This window comes from Streptomyces sp. NPDC090021 (genome assembly GCF_044748225.1).
Classification (GTDB): domain Bacteria; phylum Actinomycetota; class Actinomycetes; order Streptomycetales; family Streptomycetaceae; genus Streptomyces.
Genome location: NZ_JBIVFO010000002.1, coordinates 138,549 through 156,733 on the forward strand (window position 1 = coordinate 138,549; position 18,185 = coordinate 156,733).

Annotated in this window: 16 protein-coding genes; 10 read left to right on the forward strand and 6 right to left on the reverse strand. The window is 72.7% G+C overall.

Annotated features, from left to right (window positions below; translation table 11 throughout):
* Positions 1 to 8: 8 nt before the first annotated feature.
* The 9 genes from ACIPXC_RS01785 (at position 9) to ACIPXC_RS01825 (ending at position 9,758) form a co-directional block, all read left to right on the forward strand.
* The gene (locus ACIPXC_RS01785; RefSeq protein ID WP_401612288.1) at positions 9 to 1,013 is read left to right on the forward strand and encodes a proline racemase family protein; all 1,005 of its coding nucleotides are present in this window, start codon (positions 9 to 11) and stop codon (positions 1,011 to 1,013) included.
* Positions 1,010 to 2,029, forward strand: coding sequence for a proline racemase family protein (locus tag ACIPXC_RS01790; RefSeq protein ID WP_401612291.1), 1,020 nt, complete (start codon positions 1,010 to 1,012; stop codon positions 2,027 to 2,029). The genes ACIPXC_RS01785 and ACIPXC_RS01790 overlap by 4 nt, the downstream gene beginning before the upstream one ends.
* On the forward strand, positions 2,026 to 2,967 hold the full coding sequence (locus tag ACIPXC_RS01795; protein ID WP_401612294.1) for an ornithine cyclodeaminase family protein: 942 nt from the start codon (positions 2,026 to 2,028) through the stop codon (positions 2,965 to 2,967). Before ACIPXC_RS01790 ends, ACIPXC_RS01795 begins: the two co-directional genes overlap by 4 nt.
* Before the next feature lie 70 nt (positions 2,968 to 3,037).
* Complete coding sequence (locus tag ACIPXC_RS01800) at positions 3,038 to 3,748, forward strand: GntR family transcriptional regulator (protein ID WP_183068377.1); 711 nt, start codon at positions 3,038 to 3,040, stop codon at positions 3,746 to 3,748.
* A gap of 273 nt (positions 3,749 to 4,021) precedes the next feature.
* The gene (locus ACIPXC_RS01805) at positions 4,022 to 5,770 is read left to right on the forward strand and encodes an ABC transporter substrate-binding protein (protein WP_401612297.1); all 1,749 of its coding nucleotides are present in this window, start codon (positions 4,022 to 4,024) and stop codon (positions 5,768 to 5,770) included.
* A 22-nt stretch (positions 5,771 to 5,792) separates the two neighbouring features.
* Entirely contained in the window at positions 5,793 to 6,755 is a 963-nt protein-coding gene (locus ACIPXC_RS01810) for an ABC transporter permease (protein ID WP_401612300.1), read from the forward strand.
* A complete protein-coding gene (locus ACIPXC_RS01815) occupies positions 6,752 to 7,738 on the forward strand; it encodes an ABC transporter permease (RefSeq protein WP_401612303.1) in 987 nt (328 codons plus the stop codon). Before ACIPXC_RS01810 ends, ACIPXC_RS01815 begins: the two co-directional genes overlap by 4 nt.
* Positions 7,738 to 8,745 (forward strand): ABC transporter ATP-binding protein, encoded by a 1,008-nt coding sequence (locus ACIPXC_RS01820; RefSeq protein ID WP_401612306.1) that lies wholly within the window; start codon positions 7,738 to 7,740, stop codon positions 8,743 to 8,745. The genes ACIPXC_RS01815 and ACIPXC_RS01820 overlap by 1 nt, the downstream gene beginning before the upstream one ends.
* Positions 8,742 to 9,758, forward strand: coding sequence for an ABC transporter ATP-binding protein (locus tag ACIPXC_RS01825; protein WP_401612309.1), 1,017 nt, complete (start codon positions 8,742 to 8,744; stop codon positions 9,756 to 9,758). Before ACIPXC_RS01820 ends, ACIPXC_RS01825 begins: the two co-directional genes overlap by 4 nt.
* Before the next feature lie 309 nt (positions 9,759 to 10,067).
* On the opposite strand, the gene ACIPXC_RS01830 is transcribed toward ACIPXC_RS01825, so the two are convergent.
* On the reverse strand, positions 10,068 to 12,125 hold the full coding sequence (locus ACIPXC_RS01830; RefSeq protein ID WP_401612312.1) for an alpha/beta fold hydrolase: 2,058 nt from the start codon (positions 12,123 to 12,125) through the stop codon (positions 10,068 to 10,070).
* A gap of 83 nt (positions 12,126 to 12,208) precedes the next feature.
* On the opposite strand from ACIPXC_RS01830, the gene ACIPXC_RS01835 reads away from it, so the two are divergent.
* Entirely contained in the window at positions 12,209 to 13,771 is a 1,563-nt protein-coding gene (locus ACIPXC_RS01835; protein WP_401612315.1) for an MFS transporter, read from the forward strand.
* Between the two features lie 46 nt (positions 13,772 to 13,817).
* On the opposite strand, the gene ACIPXC_RS01840 is transcribed toward ACIPXC_RS01835, so the two are convergent.
* From ACIPXC_RS01840 to ACIPXC_RS01860, 5 genes are all read right to left on the reverse strand, one after another.
* On the reverse strand, positions 13,818 to 14,330 hold the full coding sequence (locus tag ACIPXC_RS01840; protein WP_401612318.1) for an FBP domain-containing protein: 513 nt from the start codon (positions 14,328 to 14,330) through the stop codon (positions 13,818 to 13,820).
* Between the two features lie 84 nt (positions 14,331 to 14,414).
* Positions 14,415 to 15,830: a cytochrome P450 gene (locus ACIPXC_RS01845; protein ID WP_401612321.1), complete on the reverse strand. Its 1,416-nt coding sequence runs from the start codon at positions 15,828 to 15,830 to the stop codon at positions 14,415 to 14,417.
* A 565-nt stretch (positions 15,831 to 16,395) separates the two neighbouring features.
* On the reverse strand, positions 16,396 to 16,659 hold the full coding sequence (locus tag ACIPXC_RS01850; RefSeq protein ID WP_401612324.1) for a hypothetical protein: 264 nt from the start codon (positions 16,657 to 16,659) through the stop codon (positions 16,396 to 16,398).
* A gap of 45 nt (positions 16,660 to 16,704) precedes the next feature.
* A complete protein-coding gene (locus ACIPXC_RS01855; RefSeq protein WP_401612327.1) occupies positions 16,705 to 17,226 on the reverse strand; it encodes a GNAT family N-acetyltransferase in 522 nt (173 codons plus the stop codon).
* 40 nt (positions 17,227 to 17,266) lie between these two features.
* A complete protein-coding gene (locus ACIPXC_RS01860) occupies positions 17,267 to 18,160 on the reverse strand; it encodes a GyrI-like domain-containing protein (protein WP_401612330.1) in 894 nt (297 codons plus the stop codon).
* Positions 18,161 to 18,185: the final 25 nt, after the last annotated feature.

An 18,185-nucleotide genomic window follows, 5' to 3' on the forward strand; every position in this document is an offset into this window, starting at 1 on the left:
GACACCTGATGCGCACGCGCCACGTCTACCACGCGGTGGACTCGCACACCGAGGGCATGCCGACCCGGGTGGTCACCGGGGGAGTCGGGGTGATCCCCGGTGCCACCATGGCCGAGAAGCGGCTCCACTTCATCGAGCACATGGACCACGTCCGGACCCTGCTCATGTACGAGCCGCGCGGGCACTCCGCGATGAGCGGTGCCATCCTGCAGCCCCCGACCCGCCCCGACGCCGACTACGGCGTCCTCTACATCGAGGTGTCGGGCCTGCTGCCCATGTGCGGGCACGGCACCATCGGGGTGGCCACCGTCCTGGTCGAGACGGGCATGGTGCCCGTCGTCGAGCCGGTCACCACCGTCCGGCTCGACACCCCGGCCGGGCTGGTGAGCGTCGACGTACGGGTGGAGGACGGGGCGGCCACCGCCGTCACCCTCACCAACGTCCCCTCCTTCAGCGTCGGCCTCGACCTCAAAACCGAGGTGCCCGGCCACGGCACGGTCACCTACGACCTCGCCTACGGCGGCAACTTCTACGCCTTCGTCGAACTCGACGCCCTCGGCCTGCCCTTCGACCGCGCCCGCGGGGACGACCTGCTCGCCGCCGGGCTGGCCGTCATGGACGCGATCAACGCCGGCCCGGACCGGCCCGTCCACCCCGAGAACCCCTCCATCGCCGGAGTCAAGCACGTCTACCTCGCCGCGCCCGGCTCCGACGCCCGCCGCTCCCGGCACGCCATGGCCATCCACCCCGGCTGGTTCGACCGCTCGCCCTGCGGTACGGGGACCAGCGCGCGGATGGCCCAGCTGCACGCCCGGGGCCTCCTCGAACTCGACACCGACTTCGTCAACGAGTCCTTCATCGGGACCGAGTTCACCGGCCGCCTGGTCGCGCGGACCACCGTCGGCGGACTGCCCGCCGTGGTCCCCACCGTCACCGGGCGGGCCTGGATCACCGGCACCGCGCAGTACTTCCTCGACCCGTCCGACCCCTTCCCCGGAGGCTTCCTGCTGTGAACACCGTTCGAACGGTGGACTACCACACCGCCGGCGAGCCGTTCCGGATCGTCGACACCGCCGCCGCGGGCATGCCGCCCGTCCCCGGCGACACCGTCGCCGAGCGCTGTGCCACCGCCATCGGTCCGGGCGGATCGGGGACCGCGCCGCGCCGCGGCCCGCTGGACGACGTACGGCGGATGCTCGTACAGGAGCCGCGCGGACACGCCGGTATGTACGGCGGGTTCGTGGTGCCGCCCGACGACGACGGGGCCCATCTCGGGGTGCTGTTCTGGCACAAGGACGGCTGGTCCACGGCCTGCGGGCACGGCACCATGGCCCTCGGGGTCTGGGCCGTGGACAGCGGCCGGGTCCCCGCGCCGGACGACGGGGACGTCCCGGTGCGGATCGACGTACCGTCCGGGCGGGTCACCGCCACCGTCCACCGCGGCGGCGGCCGCACCACCGGGGTCACCTTCCGCAACGTGCCGGCCCGGGTGAGCGCCCGCAAGGTCCCCGTCGCCACCTCGCTCGGGCTGGCCGAGGCGGACATCGCGCACGCCGGCGCCTGCTACGCCTCCGTCCGCGCCCGCGACCTGGGCCTGGAGGTCTCGCGCGCCACACTGCCCGAGCTGCTGCGCGCCGGGCAGGAGATCCGCGCCGCCCTCGCCGCCCATCCCGCCACCTGGCATTCCGACGGCCCGCTGCTGTCCGGGGTCTACGGGGTGATCCTGCACGAGGAGCTGCCCGACACCCCGTTCGGGCCGCACCAGCGCAACGTCACGGTCTTCGCCGACGGACAGATCGACCGCTCGCCCTGCGGCTCGGGCACCTCGGCGCGGCTCGCGCTGCTCGCCGAGGACGGACGGCTCGGCCCGGGCGAGGACCTGCTGCACGAGTCCGTCACCGGCACCGTGTTCACCGGCCGGATGCTTCAGGGCGGGGTCACCGAGGTCACCGGCACCGCCTACCGCACCGGTGAACACGCCTTCGCCGTGGACCCGTACGACGCGCTCGGCACCGGATTCCTGCTGTGACGGGGATACCCCAGCTCGACGCCGCGGCCGTGGCCCGGGCTCTCGGCCCGGCCGCGGCCGCCGACGCCCTGGCCGCCGCCCTGCGCGGCGGCCTCGACCCCGAGGGCTGCCCGCCGCGCTCCGCGATCGGCGTGCCGGGCGACGGCGAACTGCTGCTGATGCCGGCCGCGTCGGGGGCGTACGCCGGGGTGAAGATCGCCGGGGTCGCGCCCGGGAACCCGGCCCGCGGACTGCCCCGCATCACCGGCTCCTACCTCCTGCTGGACGGGCCCACCCTGCGCCCGCTGGCCCTGCTCGACGGTGCGGCCCTGACCTCCCTGCGCACACCGGCCGTCTCCGCCCTCGCGCTGCGCCACCTGGCCCCGGCCGGAGGGCCGTCGCGGCTGGTGATCTTCGGCTCCGGACCGCAGGCGTACGGGCACCTGGAAGCGGTCCGCGCCGAACGGGAGTTGGCCGGGGTCGTGGTCGTCGCCCGCAGCCGGGAGGGGGCCGAGCGTCTCGTCGCACACGCCCGCACCCTGCGGCTGGCCGCCAGGACCGGAACGCCGCAGGACGTGGCCGACGCCGATCTCGTCGTCTGCTGCACCACGGCTCGCGAGCCGCTCTTCGACGGGCGGCTGGTGCGGCCCGGCGCCGTGGTCGTGGCCGTCGGGTCGCACGAGCCGACCGCCCGCGAGACCGACACCGCCCTCGTGCGACGCGCGGCGGTGTACGTGGAGTCGCGGGCGGCGGCCCTGCGGGAGGCCGGTGATCTGCTCGTCCCGGAGGCGGAGGGGGCCATCGGGCCGGGCCACATCACCGGCACGCTCGCGGACCTGGTCGCCGGACGACTGCCGGGGGGAGGGGAACGGAGTTGTCCACAGCTCTTCAAGAGCGTGGGCATGGCCTGGGAAGATCTTGCCGTGGCGGTCGCGCTGTACGAGGCCGCTGCAGTGTGAGCAGCGCAACGTGACATTGTACGCTGGTCCTCTGCTCATCGGCAGGCGTAGGGGTCTCGGAGGAAACGCAATGGGTGACCTGAAGCAGCACAGCCTCATCAAGGCCCAGGAGCGGCTCCGCGACCAGGTCGGGCACGCCCTCCGAGCCGCGCTGATAGCGGGGGAACTGCGCCCCGGCAGCGTCTACTCCGCGCCCGGCCTCGCGGCCGAGCTGGGCGTGTCGGCCACCCCGGTGCGCGAGGCGATGCTCGACCTCGCGCGGGAGGGCCTGGTCGAGCCCGTGCGCAACAAGGGCTTCCGGATCACCGAGGTCAGCGAGCGCGACCTCGACCAGTACACCGAGCTGCGCACCATGATCGAGGTGCCGACCATCGGCCGGATCACGAAGACGGCCACGGCCGAGCAGCTGGAGGAACTGCGCCCCATCGCGCAGGAGATCGTCACCAGCGCCCGGGAGCACAACCTCATCGGCTACCTGGAGGCCGACCGCCGCTTCCACCTCACGTTGCTGGGTCTCGCGGGCAACGAACGACTCGTGGAGACGGTCGGGGACCTCCGCAAGCGCTCCCGCCTGTACGGTCTGACCGGCCTGGACGAGGCGGGCAAGCTGGTCTCCTCCGCCGAGGAGCACCTGGAGCTGCTGGACCTGATGATCAGCGGGGACGCCAAGGCGGCGGAGGCCTGCATGCAGCGGCACCTCGGCCATGTCCGTTCCCTCTGGGCCCAGGGCCGCGACGAACCGGTCGGCCGCACCCCGGGCCGCCTGGGGTCCGGCGTCTGAGTGGCCGAACCACGGCCGGGAGCGCTGCCGCTCCCGGCCGTTTCGTCGTGCCACGACGCCAGGTGGCCACGGCACCACCTGGCGTCGTGCGTGGCGGCAGAGCCGCCCCGCCCGTACCGCCCGGGAGCTTCAACCGGACCCGGGGCGGCCGGATTTGGACACGGCTGGGTAACGGGAGTCCCAGCCCCTTGTCAGTGCAATTTCACATTACTATGTTACCGGTCACATCGCAGAGTCGCAGGCCGTAGAGCGTGCCCCTTCCTGGAGTGACCCATGACCAAGCGCACCCAACTCGCCCTCGCCACCGCCCTGGTGGCCGCACTCGCAGTCGGCGCCTCGGGCTGCTCCGGCACCACGAAGGGCTCGGCCGGGGCCGGCGCCGGCGCCGCGAACCCGGCCGCCGCCAACGACGGCAAGATCCTCGGCGGTACCCCGGTCAAGGGAGGCACCCTCACCGTCCTGTCCAACCAGGACTTCGCGCACCTCGACCCCGCCCGCAACTGGACGATGCCGACCATGGACTTCGGCACCCGCCTGCTCTACCGCACGCTCGTCACCTTCAAGGCCGAGCCCGGCAAGGCGGGCAGCGAGCTGGTCCCCGACCTCGCCACCGACCTCGGCACCCCCTCCAACGGCGGCCGCACCTGGACCTTCACCCTCAAGGAGGGCGTCAAGTACGAGGACGGCACCCCGGTCAGGGCCCAGGACATCAAGTACAACGTCGAGCGCTCCTTCGCCCCCGACCTCACCGGCGGCCCCGACTACGCCGCCCAGTACCTGGCAGGCACCGAGGGCTACAAGGGCCCGCTCCAGGGGCAGCACCTCGACTCCGTGAAGACCCCCGACGACCGCACGATCGTCTTCGAACTGAAGCGGCCCGTCGCCGAGTTCTCCGCCACCGCGACCCTGCCCACCTTCGCCCCGGTGCCCCAGTCCCAGGAGAAGGGCACCCAGTACGACGCCCGCCCCTTCTCCTCCGGCCCCTACAAGATCGAGTCGTACGACCGCGACAAGAAGCTGGTCCTCGTCCGCAACGAGCACTGGGACCCGGGCACCGACACCGTCCGCAAGGCCTACCCGGACAAGTTCGTGGTCGTCATGGGCCTCAAGGGCGGCCAGATCGACGACCGGATCATCGCAGGCGAGGGTGCCGACGCCTCCACGGTGCAGTACTCCGACATGCGCCCCGAGAGCGCCCCCAAGGTGCTGCCCAAGCCCGAGGTCAAGGCCCGGCTGCTCGCCGAGTCCCAGGGCTGCACGGAGATGCTCCACCTGAACAACTCCCGCGCCCCCTTCGACGACCCCAAGGTCCGCCAGGCCATGCAGTACGCCGTCGACAAGGAGGCCGTCGTCACCGCGGGCGGCGGCCCGGCCCTCAACGAGGTCGCCACCGCCTACCTGCCCCCGGCTCTCTCCGGCGGCAAGCAGGCCGACACCCTGAAGATCCCCCCGGCGGGCGACCCGGCCAAGGCCAAGGAACTCCTCAAGGCCGCCGGCAAGGAGACCCTGAAGGTCTCCCTCTCCGTCTCCACCGGCGACAAGGGCAAGGCCGAAGCCATCCAGCAGGGCCTGTCCCGCGCGGGCATCGAAGTCGTCATCGACACCGTCGACCCGGGCGCCTACTACGACGTGATCGGCGACCTGTCCACCACCCCCGACATGACCCTCAGCGGCTGGTGCCCCGACTACCCCTCCGGCTCCACCTGGATCCCCTTCGTCTTCGACGGACGCACCATCAAGGAGAAGGGAAACCAGGGCAACTACAGCCAGTTCCGCGACGAGGAGGTCATGAAGCGGATCGACGAGATCAACGCCATGGCCGACGCCCAGCAGGCCAACCAGGCCTGGATCGACCTCGACGCGGCCCTGATGGCCAAGTCCCCGAACGTCCCGCTCCTGCTGGAGCGCAAGCCGCTCCTCATCGGCACCAACATCGCGGGGGCCTTCGGCCACCCCGTGTGGACCGGCACCATCGACTACGCGACGGTCGGCCTCAAGGACCCCTCGAAGAGCCAGGGCTGAGGAACCCGGAGCCCTCGAACCCATGACCACCACCGCCCCCGACACCGCCGACCCCGGCACCGCCGCGGACCGGTCCGCGGCGGCCCCCGGCAGCAGTCCCTGGCAGCTCGCCCGACGCGAACTCCGCCGCCGCCCCGCCGTCCGCGTCAGCCTCTGCATCGTCCTGCTCTTCGTCCTGATGGCCGTCGGCGCCCCCTGGCTGGGCGCCCTCGGCGGCTGGTCCCCGCACGAGTTCGACAAGAGCGCCGTGGACCCGTACCTGGGGGGCCAGCCACTCGGCGCACTCGGCGGGATCAGCCCCGAGCACTGGCTCGGCGTCGAACCCGTCACCGGCCGCGACCTGTACGCCCGCGTCGTCCACGGCGCCCAGGTCTCCCTCCTGATCGCCTTCGCCGCCACCACCATCGTGGTCCTCGCCGGCACCGCCGCCGGGATCGCCGCCGGCTACTTCGGCGGCCGCACCGACACGGTCCTGTCCCGGCTCATGGACCTGACCATGTCCTTCCCCTCCCTCATCTTCATGATCGCGCTGCTGTCCGTGGCCAAGGACGTCAACCGGATCGTCCTCATGACCGCCGTCATCGGGATCTTCGGCTGGCCCGGCATCGCCCGCGTGGTCCGCGGCCAGACCCTCTCCCTCAAGCACCGCGAGTACGTCGACGCCGCCCGCGTGGGCGGCGCCGGCCCCTGGCGGATCCTGACCCGCGAGATCCTCCCCGGCGTGGCCGGCCCGGTCATCGCCTACACCACCCTGCTCATCCCCGGAATGATCAGCACCGAGGCCGCCCTCAGCTACCTCGGCGTCGGCGTCCGCCCACCCACCCCCTCCTGGGGCCAGATGATCGCCGAGTCCGTCGCCTACTACGAGACCGACCCCATGTACTTCGTCATCCCCAGCGTCTTCCTCTTCCTCGCCGTGCTCGCCTTCACCCTGCTCGGTGACGCGCTGCGCGACATCCTCGACCCGAGGGGCGGCCGCACATGATCGCCTACCTCGCCCGCCGGCTGCTGGCCCTCGCCGGCGTGCTCCTCGCCATCGCGGCCGTCACCTTCCTCATCTTCTACGTCCTGCCCGCCGACCCGGCCGCCGCGGCCTGCGGCAAGACCTGCAGCACCGAACGCATCGCGGACGTACGCCAACACCTGGGCCTCGACCAGCCCCTGTGGAAGCAGTTCGCCGACTTCCTCACCGGCATCTTCACCGGCCGCACCCTCGGCACCGGCCAGTACGCCGTCTCCTGCGACTTCCCCTGCCTGGGCTACTCGTACGAGAGCTCCCTGCCCGTGTGGGACCTGCTCATGGACCGGCTCCCGGTCTCCGCCTCCCTCGCCCTCGGCGCCGCCGTGCTGTGGCTGCTCCTCGGCCTCGGCGCCGGGGTCACCGCCGCCCTGCGCAAGGACACCGCCACCGACAAGGCCCTGATGGTCGGCGCCGTCGCCGCCGCCTCACTGCCCGTGTACTTCACCTCGGTCATGCTCATCTACGGCATCATCCGCATCGCCGGACTGCTGCCCTACCCCACCTACCAGGCCTTCACCGACAACCCGCTCGGCTGGGCCTCGAACCTGCTCCTGCCCTGGACCGCGCTCGCCCTGCTCTACGCCGCCATGTACGCGCGCCAGAGCCGGGGTTCGATGATCGAGGCGATGGCCGAGCCCTACATCCGTACCGCCCGGGCCAAGGGCATGCCCGAGCGGACGGTCGTGGTCAAACACGGCCTGCGCTCCGGCATGACGCCCATCCTGACCATCTTCGGCATCGACCTCGGAGGCCTCCTCGCCGGCGCCGTCATCACCGAGTCGATCTTCGGACTCCCCGGTATCGGCAGGCTCTTCTACGGCGCCCTGGTCAACTCCGACCAGCCCGTGGTCCTCGGCGTCACCCTCCTCGCGGCCTTCTTCATCGTCGTCGCCAACCTCGTCGTCGACCTCCTGTACGCCGTCATCGACCCGAGAGTGAGGTACTGATGACGACCACCGCCGCCCCGCTCCTCGACGTACGCGACCTGCGCGTCACCTTCACCACCCCCCGGGGGACCGTCCGGGCCGTCGACTCCGTCGGCTTCACCGTCGAGGCCGGCCGCACCCTCGGCATCGTCGGCGAATCCGGCTCCGGCAAGTCCGTCACCTCGCTCGCCGTCATGGGCCTGCACCGCGGCCCGGTCGAGGTCACCGGCTCCGTCGCGCTCGCCGGACGGCCGCTCGTCGGCCTGAGCGAGCGCGAGCTCGGCAAGATCCGCGGCCGACGGATGGCCATGATCTTCCAGGACCCGCTCTCCAGCCTGCACCCCTACTACACCGTCGGCGAGCAGATCGCCGAGCACTTCCGCGTGCACTTCAAGGCCGGCCGCGCCGCCGCCCGCAGACGCGCCGTCGACATGCTCGGCGAGGTCGGCATCCCCGAACCGGCCCGCCGGGCCGGGGAGTACCCGCACCAGTTCTCCGGCGGCATGCGCCAGCGCGCGATGATCGCCATGGCCCTGGCGTGCGAGCCCGACCTGCTGATCGCCGACGAACCGACCACCGCCCTGGACGTCACCGTGCAGGCACAGATCCTGGAACTGATCGCGAGGCTCCAGCAGGAGCGCGGTCTCGGCGTCGTCATGATCACCCACGACCTGGGCGTGGTCGCCCGCGTCGCCCACGAGGTCCTGGTCATGTACGGCGGCAGGGCCGCCGAACAGGCCCCGGTCGACGCTCTGTTCGCCGACCCCGCCCACCCCTACACCCGCGGTCTGCTCGACTCGCTGCCCCGCCTCGACACCGGCGACGACGAACCGCTCCCCTTCATCCCCGGCTCCCCGCCGTCCCTCCTCGCGCCCGCCCCCGGCTGCGCCTTCGCACCGCGCTGCCCGCTGGCCGCCGAACGCTGCACCGACGTACGGCCCGGCCTCGCGGCGTACGGGGACGGCGTCGGCCGCACGGTGGCCTGCCACTTCGCCGGGGCCCGCACCACCCAGGAGGCGGCCCGATGACCGAGACCACCACCGCGGCCACCGCCGGGAGCGCGCCCGGCACCCCCGCACCGCTGCTGTCCGTACGGGACCTGACCATGACCTTCCCCGGCCGGCGATCCGCGACCGGGCGCCGGGGGGCGCCCGTGCGCGCCGTCGACGGGGTCTCCTTCGACCTGCCGGCCGGGCGGACCCTCGGCCTGGTCGGCGAGTCGGGCTGCGGCAAGTCCACCACCGGGCGGATGCTCGTACGGCTGCTGCAGCCCACCTCGGGCCGGGTCGTCCTCGACGGCCAGGACATCAGCCGACTCTCCCAAGGGGCCCTGCGCCCGCTGCGGGGGAACATCCAGATGGTCTTCCAGGACCCGCACTCCTCGCTGAACCCCCGCCAGACCGTGGCCCGGATCATCTCCGAACCGCTGCTGGTGCAGGGCCGGAGCGCGGGGGACGCCCGGCGCAGGGCCGCCGAGCTGATGGAACTCGTCGGACTGATCCCGGAGCACATCGACCGCTACCCGCACGAGTTCTCCGGCGGCCAGGCCCAGCGCATCGGCATCGCCCGCGCGCTGGCCACGAGCCCCCGGCTGATCGTCGCGGACGAGCCGGTGTCCGCGCTCGACGTCTCCGTCCAGGCGCAGATCGTCAACCTGATGGAGCGGCTGCGCGCCGAACTCGGCCTCGCCTACGTGTTCATCGCGCACGACCTGTCGGTGGTCAAACGGGTCAGCGACCGGGTCGCCGTCATGTACCTCGGCCGGATCGTCGAGATCGGGGACAAGGCGTCCCTCTATGAGAACCCCCAGCACCCGTACACCCGGGCGCTGTTGTCCGCCGTACCGCTGCCCGACCCGGCGGCGGAGCGGCGGCGGGAGCGGATCGTGCTGCTCGGCGACCCGCCGAGCCCGGCCGCCCCACCTGCGGGCTGCACCTTCCACCCGCGCTGCCCGAAGGCGCAGGAGATCTGCCGTACGGAGCGGCCGCCGCTGCGGCCTGCCGCCTCCCGCGAGGTGGCCTGTCACTTCCCGGGTGACTGACGGGGATCACGGGAAGAAGGGGGACCCGGGGCCGACACAACCGGCCCCGGGTCCCTGCGTTACCGGATGTCCCCCCGGTCCCCCGTGACATCACGCACCACGAATGCCCCAGGGGTGGACATGACATCGAGTAGCGGCGGCTTCGCGGTGCAGTAGCAGGAACTGGCCGCCCGCTACGACGGTGGACCGGGCCGGCTGCGGCGCTGGTGGTACGCGCCGGTCGTCGCGCTGGTCCTCACCGGGCTGGTCCGCATGGTGTTCGCACCGCGCCCCTGACCGCCCCGTCGGCGGGGCGGTCGGGAGCGGGCATCACCGGGCGAGTTCGCGGCGGAAGAACTCCAGTTCCAAGGCCATGATCTTCTCGCGGGTGCCGCCCGGGGTCATGTGGGTGACGCTCGGCAGCGCGAGCAGCTGGTGGGGGCGGCCCGCGTCCGTCAGGGCCTGCGACAGCCGCAGGGTGTGCGAGGGATGGACGTTGTCGTCGGCCAGACCGGTGACCAGCAGCAACGGCCGGGACAGCTTCGGGGCGTCGGGCAGGAGCGAGTCCCGCTCGTAGACCTCCGGGTGCTCCTGCGGCAGGCCCAGGTACCGCTCGGTGTACGCGGTGTCGTAGTGCCGGAAGTCGGTGGGCGCGGCCCCGGCGGCCGCGGCGTGGAAGACGTCGGGGCGGCGCAGTACCGCCATCGCCGACAGGTAGCCGCCGTACGACCAGCCGCGGACGCCGACCCGGCCCAGGTCGAGGTCGCCGTGGCGGGCGGCCAGCGCGTGCAGCGCCGCGACCTGGTCGTCGAGGGTGACCTCGGAGAAGCCGCGGTACATGGCGTGGGTGTGGGCGGGGGAGACGTGCGCCGTGCCGCGGTTGTCCACGGTCACCACCGCGAAGCCCTGGTCGGCCCACCACTGGCGGTGCTGCCAGCGGCGCGGGTCGGCGGTGATGTCCTGGGCGCCGGGGCCGCCGTAGCTGTCCATCAGGACGGGCAGCTTCCGCCCGGGGACGTGCCCGCGGGGCAGCACGAGCGCGGTCGGGACGGCGTGCTCGGTGACCCGCTCCAGGACCGGGGAGACCCGGTACGGCAGCGGCTGGGACAGGTCGACGGGGCTCAACTCCCGCCCGTCGGGGGTGCGTACGGTGCGCCGGACACCGTCGGTGTCGGCGGAGGTCAGCAGCAGGTACCCGGCCGAGGCGGTCACGCCGTGGACTCCCGGCCCGTCCGTGAGCGGGGTCGTCTCCCCGGTGGCGGTGTCCAGCAGCAGCACCTGCTGTCCGGCCGGGTCGCGCAGCCCGGCCTCGATCAGCAGCCGGCCCTCGTGGATCCCGGCCACCCGGCGGACCTGGACGTCGTTCCCGGTGAGCGGGACCCCGTCCACGGCGAGGCCGCGGGCGGCCCCGTCGGGGGTGTCGGCCGCGGTCAGCACCCGTCCGTCGGGCAGCCGGGCCGGGGTGCCGGGGAGGGGGTCCACCCACTGCGGGTGCGTGGTGCGGGAGAGCTCCCGGGTGCGGCCGGTGGCCGGGTCGGCGGAGAGCAGCAGCACCGTCTGCTGGAGCCGGTCCTGGACCGTCAGGAGGACCTCGTCGGCCGACTCCCAGCCCGCGTCGGAGACGTACGGGAAGGCCTCGGCGTCCCATGCGATCCGTGTCCGGGTCCCGTCCGGGCCGAGCACCCACAGCTGGACGTCGGCGTTGGGCCCGCCGGCCTCCGGGTAGGCGAAGTCCTCGGCCGGCAGCTCGGGGTGGGCGGGGTCGGCGAACCACCGACGCTGGAGGGCGGATTCGTCGACGCGGGCGGCGAGCAACGTGACCGAGTCGGGGGACCACCAGTGGCCCCGGGAGCGCCCGAGCTCCTCGGCGGCGGCGAATTCGGCCAGGCCCCACCGGGCTCCGTCGTCGGGGCTGACCCGGCCGCCCGGGGCGACGTACAGGGCGTCGTCGGCGACGTACGCGGTGCGCGTGCCGTCGCCGCCCGGCCGGGGGTCGAGCGCGGGGCCGGCGGCGGGGATCTCCCGGAGGGTTGCGGCGCCGTCGGCGGTGACCTCGTAGAGCCGTCCGTACAGCGCGAAGGCGGCGCGCCGTCCGTCAGCGGAGAGGGCGTACGAGCCGATCCCGGAGGCCGCGAGCCGGGTCCGTTCGCGCAGCCGGCGCTCGGCGGCGGGGAGGGGGCCGGGCTCGGGGCACAGCTCGCGGGGATCGGCAAGCCGGATCTCTGCGCCGGTGGTGGTATCGAGCACCCAGAGGCTGTCGTAGGCGTCGGCGGGTCCGGTGGACCGGAGGAACCAGAGCAGCCGGCCGTCGTCCCCGAAGGACAGTGCCCGCGGGGCGCCGTGGGTGAATCGGGCCGTGCTCGCGGAGAGCGTGAGGAAGTCATCCATGATCGAAGTGTGACATGTGAAATGTCACCTACACTAGGCCGTTCGAGTGGTGGCCCCAGGGGGGCGGGCTTAGCGTCGGGAGGGTGGACCCGAACGCTACGCCGAGCAGCAGACGGACCGGCGGCAACGACGGCGCGGTCCGAGGGAGCGGCAACGGACTCGCCCTGTTCGTCATCGCGTCCTGCCAACTCATGGTGGTTCTCGACATCACGATCGTGAACATCGCGCTACCGCACATCCAGACCGCGCTGGACTTCTCCACCGAGAGCCTCTCCTGGGTCGTCAACGCCTACACCCTCGCCTTCGGCGGCCTGCTGCTCCTCGGCGGCCGCACCGGCGACATCCTCGGCCGCAAACGCGTCTTCATCTTCGGTGTCCTGCTCTTCGGCATGGCCTCACTCCTCGGCGGACTCGCCCAGAACGAGGGTCAGTTGATGGCGGCACGGGCCCTCCAGGGCGTCGGCGGTGCCATCGCCTCACCGACCGCCCTCGCGCTGATCACCACCACCTTCCGCGAAGGCCCCGCCCGTAACCGCGCGTTCGGCGTGTTCGCCGGGGTCTCGGCGGCCGGCGGCGCGATCGGGCTCCTCGCGGGCGGCGTCCTCGTCGAGTGGCTCGACTGGCGCTGGGTCCTCTTCGTCAACGTCCCCATCGCGCTGGGGATCGCCGTGCTGGCCCGGAAGGTCCTGCACGAGTCCGAACGCCACCCCGGCCACTTCGACCTCACGGGCGCGCTGCTGTCCACCGCGGGCATGGTCGCGCTCGTCTACGGATTCATCCGGGCCTCCCAGGAGGGCTGGCGCGACCCGGTGACGCTCGGCTCCTTCGGCGCCGCCGTGGTCCTGCTGACGCTGTTCGTCCTCAACGAGCGGCGATCGCCGCAGCCCATCACCCCGCTGCACATGTTCGCCGACCGCAACCGGGCGGGCACGTACGGGATCATGCTGATGCTCGCCTGCGCGATCTTCGGCATGTTCTTCTTCCTGACCCTCTTCGTGCAGATCGTGCTCGGCTTCAGTCCGATCCAGGCCGGGCTCGCCTTCCTGCCGGTCAGCGCGGTGATCGCGGTGGGCGCGGGCCTCACCGCGAAACTGCTGCCGAAGTTCGGGCCCAAACCGTTCATGGTCTGCGGCGCGCTGTCCTCGGCGGTCGGGCTGGCCTGGCTGACCCGGATCGACGTCCATTCCACCTACCTCGGCAGCATCCTGGGCCCGATGCTGTTCTTCGCCCTCGGCATGGGCCTGCAGTTCGTCTCGCTGACGCTGATGGCCCTCTCCAACGTCCCCGACCGCGAGTCGGGAGCGGCGTCCGGACTGCTCAACACGATGCAGCAGGTGGGCGGCTCGCTCGGCCTGTCGATCCTGGTGACCGTCTACGGCACGGCCAGCCGCAACGAGGCCAAGGAGCAGCTGCCCGACTTCCTCGCCACCGCGGGCCCCGTGCAGAGGGCCTTCTTCGAACGCACCGGACAGCTCCCCAAGCCGTGGGGCGACCAGGTGCTGACCTCGGGCATCAGCACCGCCTTCGTCGTAGCGGCGCTGTTCACCCTGGCCGGGGCGGCGATCGCGCTCTTCGTCATCCAGGTCCGCCCCTCCGACCTCGAACGACTCCAGGGCAACCACAAAACGGCGGCCGACCGCAGCTGAGCCGCGGGCCGCCGGCGGCCGGCCGCCCGTGGGGACGGGAGCGGCCTCAGGCCACCGGGACCCCGGTGACACGGGACACGAAGCCGTTCAGGTTGCCCTCCATACGGGCGAGGCGCTCGTCCAGGGTCAGCGACTCCTCCTGCCGTCCGGCGCGCAGCCTGGGCTGCCGCTTGCCGCGTACGTACAGGGAGCAGGCCAGGTCCGCGCAGATGTACGTGCCGACCGTGTTGCCCTCGCGGCCGAGGGCGCCCGCCAGCGGCGCGACGAGCAGGGTGACCCCGGAAGAGGCGTGGCCCGTCAGGCAGATCCGGCACAGGCTGGACTTCACCGCGCTGGTGCGTCCCACGGACGGCACGCGCAGGGAAATGCCCAGCGGGCCCTCGTCCCGGGGCACCACGAGATGGGCCCGCAGCGGGGCACCCGGGTCCACCCAGCCCAGGAAGTCCAGGTCCTCCCAGGGCGAATCGGCGAAGTCGAGCGGCAGGCGCATGCGTGCCGCCTCGCCCTTGGTGCAGTTCACGAAGGACGCACGGATCTGTTTCTCACTGAGTGGTTCCACGGGCGTCGACCCTATGACGCACCCCGGCCGGCCCGCACCCCCATATCGGGCGCGGGCTGCCGGGTGGCGGCTGCCGGGTGGCGGCTACCGGTCCAGGCGGCGGACCCGGCAGCGTGCCGGTCCCTCCGTCCGCAGCGTGATCCCCGCACTGACCGGGACCTCCGTGTCCAGCGCCTCGAACGAATGGGTCCGCAGGATCATCGCCAGCGCGATCACCGACTCCAGCATCGAGAAGTGCTGCCCGATGCAGGCGCGCGGGCCCCCGCCGAAGGGGAACCACGCGTAGCGCGGCCGTCCGGCCTCCGCCTCCGGGGTGAAGCGGTCCGGGTCGAAGCGGTCCGGGTCCGGCCAGTGCTCCGGGTGGCGGTGCGTCACCCAGGGGGCCACGATCACGTCGGCGCCCGCGGGGATCGTGCGCCCCCCGATCCGGGTGGCGGCGACGGCCTTGCGGCCGATGACCGGCGCGGCCGGGTACAGCCGCATGGCCTCCTTGACCACCCGCGAGAGGTACGGGAGCCGGTCCAGGTCGCCGGCCTGCGGCGGGCGGTCACCCAGGACGGTGGTGATCTCCTCGCGGGCCCGGTCCTGCTGCTCGGGGTGGCGGGCCAGCAGGTGCAGGGCGAAGCAGAGGGAGGTGGCGGTGGTCTCGTGCCCGGCGAGCAGGAAGATCAGCACCTGGTCGCGGAGTTCGCCGGCGTCGAACTCCCCGTCGTCCGCGCTCCGGGCGGCGGCCAGCAGCGTCAGCAGGTCCTCGCCGGCGCCGGTGCCGTCGGCAGCGGGGCCGCCCGCACCGGCCTGCCGCCGGCGCAGGCCGATGATCCGGTCGCAGACCCCGTACAGCTCGTCCATCGCGGCGGCGGCCCGCCGGTTGCCCGGGGTGGGCCAGTGGCGCGGGATGTTGGCGGGGGAGTACCCGCGGCGCAGCACGTACTCCGTGATGACCGGGAAGCAGCGGGCCACGACGTCGGCCGTGGCCTCCACGTCGGTGCCGAACAGGATCCGGGTGACGGCCCGCAGGGCGAGGTGCGTCATCTCGGCGGAGACGTCCACGACGCCGTCCGGGGCCTTCTCCCAGGCGGTGAGGACGGACGCGGTCTCGGCGGCGACGGCCCCCGCGTACCCGTCCACCCGGCGCCGTGTGAACAGCGGCTGGACGAGCCGGCGCTGGCGCAGGTAGTCCTCGTCCTGACTGGTCAGCAGGCCGTTGCCGATGGAGTCCCGGACCTCCTGGTAGAAGGCGTTGTCCTTGCGGAAGTTGGCCGCCTCGGAGGCGAGCACCTGCTGCGCGCCCTCGGGGGAGAACACGCAGTACAGCTCGGCCCGTATCCCGGGCGGCCCGGCCGAGACCCGTACGACGTCACCTCGCTGCTGCTGCGCCCGCAAGTAGGTGCCGAGCGAGTCCGACTTCAGGTCCTGGAGGGACCCCAGGAGCGGCGCCCCGGGAAACCGGGGAACCTCCGAACCCGTGTCGACGACGCCTGCGTTCCTGCCCAATGCCATGCCGATGCCCGTCCCCTCGTTCCTGCCGGAGCCCGATTCTGCCGTCCGCCCCCATGCCCTGGCGAGACCTCCGCACCACCGGACCGAACCGACGGGGCAGGGACGGCGCGCCCCGCACGGCGAAGGACGGGCGGGTGGCCGTGCCGACGGCGGCGGTCCGCCCTGTCCGCGGGAGGGGTCCCCAGCACGGGGATACAGGTCGACAGCGCCGTCTCCGTGTCCCCGGCGACCCGCCCGCGGACCAGACCGGGACCGGCGGCCTCCCCGATCCGGGCGGCGACGGCCCTGGCGCCCCGATCCGCCGGAGGCCGTCGTCGCCGAGGCCGCAGTCGCCGTCTTCGGCGCCGCCTACGGGGTCGTCTACGGCGACGTCTTCGGCGTGGCGCTCTCCCGGACGGTGATCCGGCCGTGGCATACGAACACGTCGTCAGCTTGTCATGTAACGACCGGCGTCGAATGAGGCTCGAACTTGATCAGACGTGTCCTCACCACCGGTGAGCCCTGCACGCGACCCGCACCCCACAAGGTCGGCACGAAGCCCCGGCGCACGGGCGGATCGACAAGGTCAGACTGACGGGCGGAAACCACCAATCTGGTACTCCAGCCCCTCACGGAACTCCAGGTGCGGGATGGCACTCCGCATTGCCGAGTACAGCGCGGGCGGAACCTCGTAGACCGCGGTCTCAAGAAGATCGTCGTCGCGGCCGGGGAACAGGCCCCTGATACTCAGGATCTCGACTCGGGTCAGGCCGGTGACATGAGCGGCTTGCTCGTCGCTGTCCCAGCCGATGAGCTCCCACCCAAGGGTTTCGCTGTCGATGTCGTTCACGCGCCTACGGTATGCGCGGACTGCCCTTGCGCTTGAACGTCAAGGTCAGAGCACCCGCTGGTAGCGGAGCTCGGAGAGGGTGACGTCGTCGTAGACCTCGTCCTGCGTGCCGCCGTCGGCCCGGTAGCCGGCCCGTTCGTAGAAGCGCCGGGCCCGTCGGTTGTCCCGGAGGACCCACAACGCCGACGTCCCGAAGCCCCGGCCCCTCATCGCCGCGTGGGCCTCGTCGAGGAGCTCGCGTCCGACGCCCGTGCCGATGAGGTCCGGCGCCACGTACAGGGCGTAGAGCTCGCCCGCCCGCCCGGCGCCGGGGGTCCCACCTCGGAGCGGTCCGAAGCAGACCCACCCCACCGGCCCGCGGTCACCGACCGCCACGAGGTCCCGGGACGCGCGCCCGGGGCGGGAGAACCACTGCCTGCGCCGGTCGGTGTCCTCCTCGACCGTCATCGCGTCCAGGTAGGACCGGGGAACGATGCCGGCGTACGCCGCCTGCCAGCCCCGGACCCGGATCGCCGAGACGGCCTCGATGTCGGCCTCGTCCATCTCACGCACGCGCGTACCCACCATCGCGCCAAGGTAGGCCACGCGCGTCGCGCCGGGCCACCGATTACCGCGCGGGGGGCGAGCCGGGTTGCGCCGGTTCGACGGGCAGCCACAGTTCGCAGGTCGCGGTGCTGAAGTCCGCCGCGCGGTCGAGGGTGGCGACGATCGAGGGGCCCGGCCGCAGACGCCACGGGTTGGAGGGGAACCAGTCCGTCGCGGTCGCCGCCCAGGTCGTCTGCAGGGCCTGCGGATGCGGTCCGCTGGTACGGAAGACCGCCCACATCCCGCCCGGTACCTCGATGGTGTCGAGGCCGCCCGGGGCCGGCGCGTCCAGACCGCGGGCGACCCCGTGCAGGTAGGTCAGTTCACTGCCCTCCGCGGCGTCGGGATCGAGGTCGTCGGAGATCTGCAGCAGGCCGCCCGGTTCGGTGTCGCTCAGGGCCTTCAGCCGCAGGTGTTCCTCCGGCGGCAGTGCGGCGACGTGCCGCTGGATGTGCGGGTTGACGCCCTGGTGGACGAGCGGGACCCGGGTGGCGTGTCCGACGAGCCGGAACGCGCGTCGGTTGACGAGGCGGGTGTCCATGGGGACGCTCCCTTCGACGGTCAGGCGGAACCTGAGCTGCGGTTGTGTACGCAAGGGGCCGCCGGTACGGCGTACGTCGCCGGGCCCGGCTCCGTGGACCGCCCGGAAGGCGCGTCCGAACGCCTCGGTCGAGCCGTATCCGTGCCGGACCGCGATGCTCAGCAGATCCCTCTCGCCACGGACGACGTCGGCGGCGGCAACGGTCATGCGCCGCCGCCGCACGTACTCGGACAGCGGCATGCCGGCCAGGGACGAGAACATCCGGCGCAGGTGGTACTCGGTGGTGCCGAGCGCCCCGGCCAGTGCCTGGACGTCGGGCTCCTCGGCGAGGTGCTCCTCGACGAGATCGACCAGCTGGTTGAGGGCAGAGATCACGGGGGCCTCCTTTCGACTGCAACCC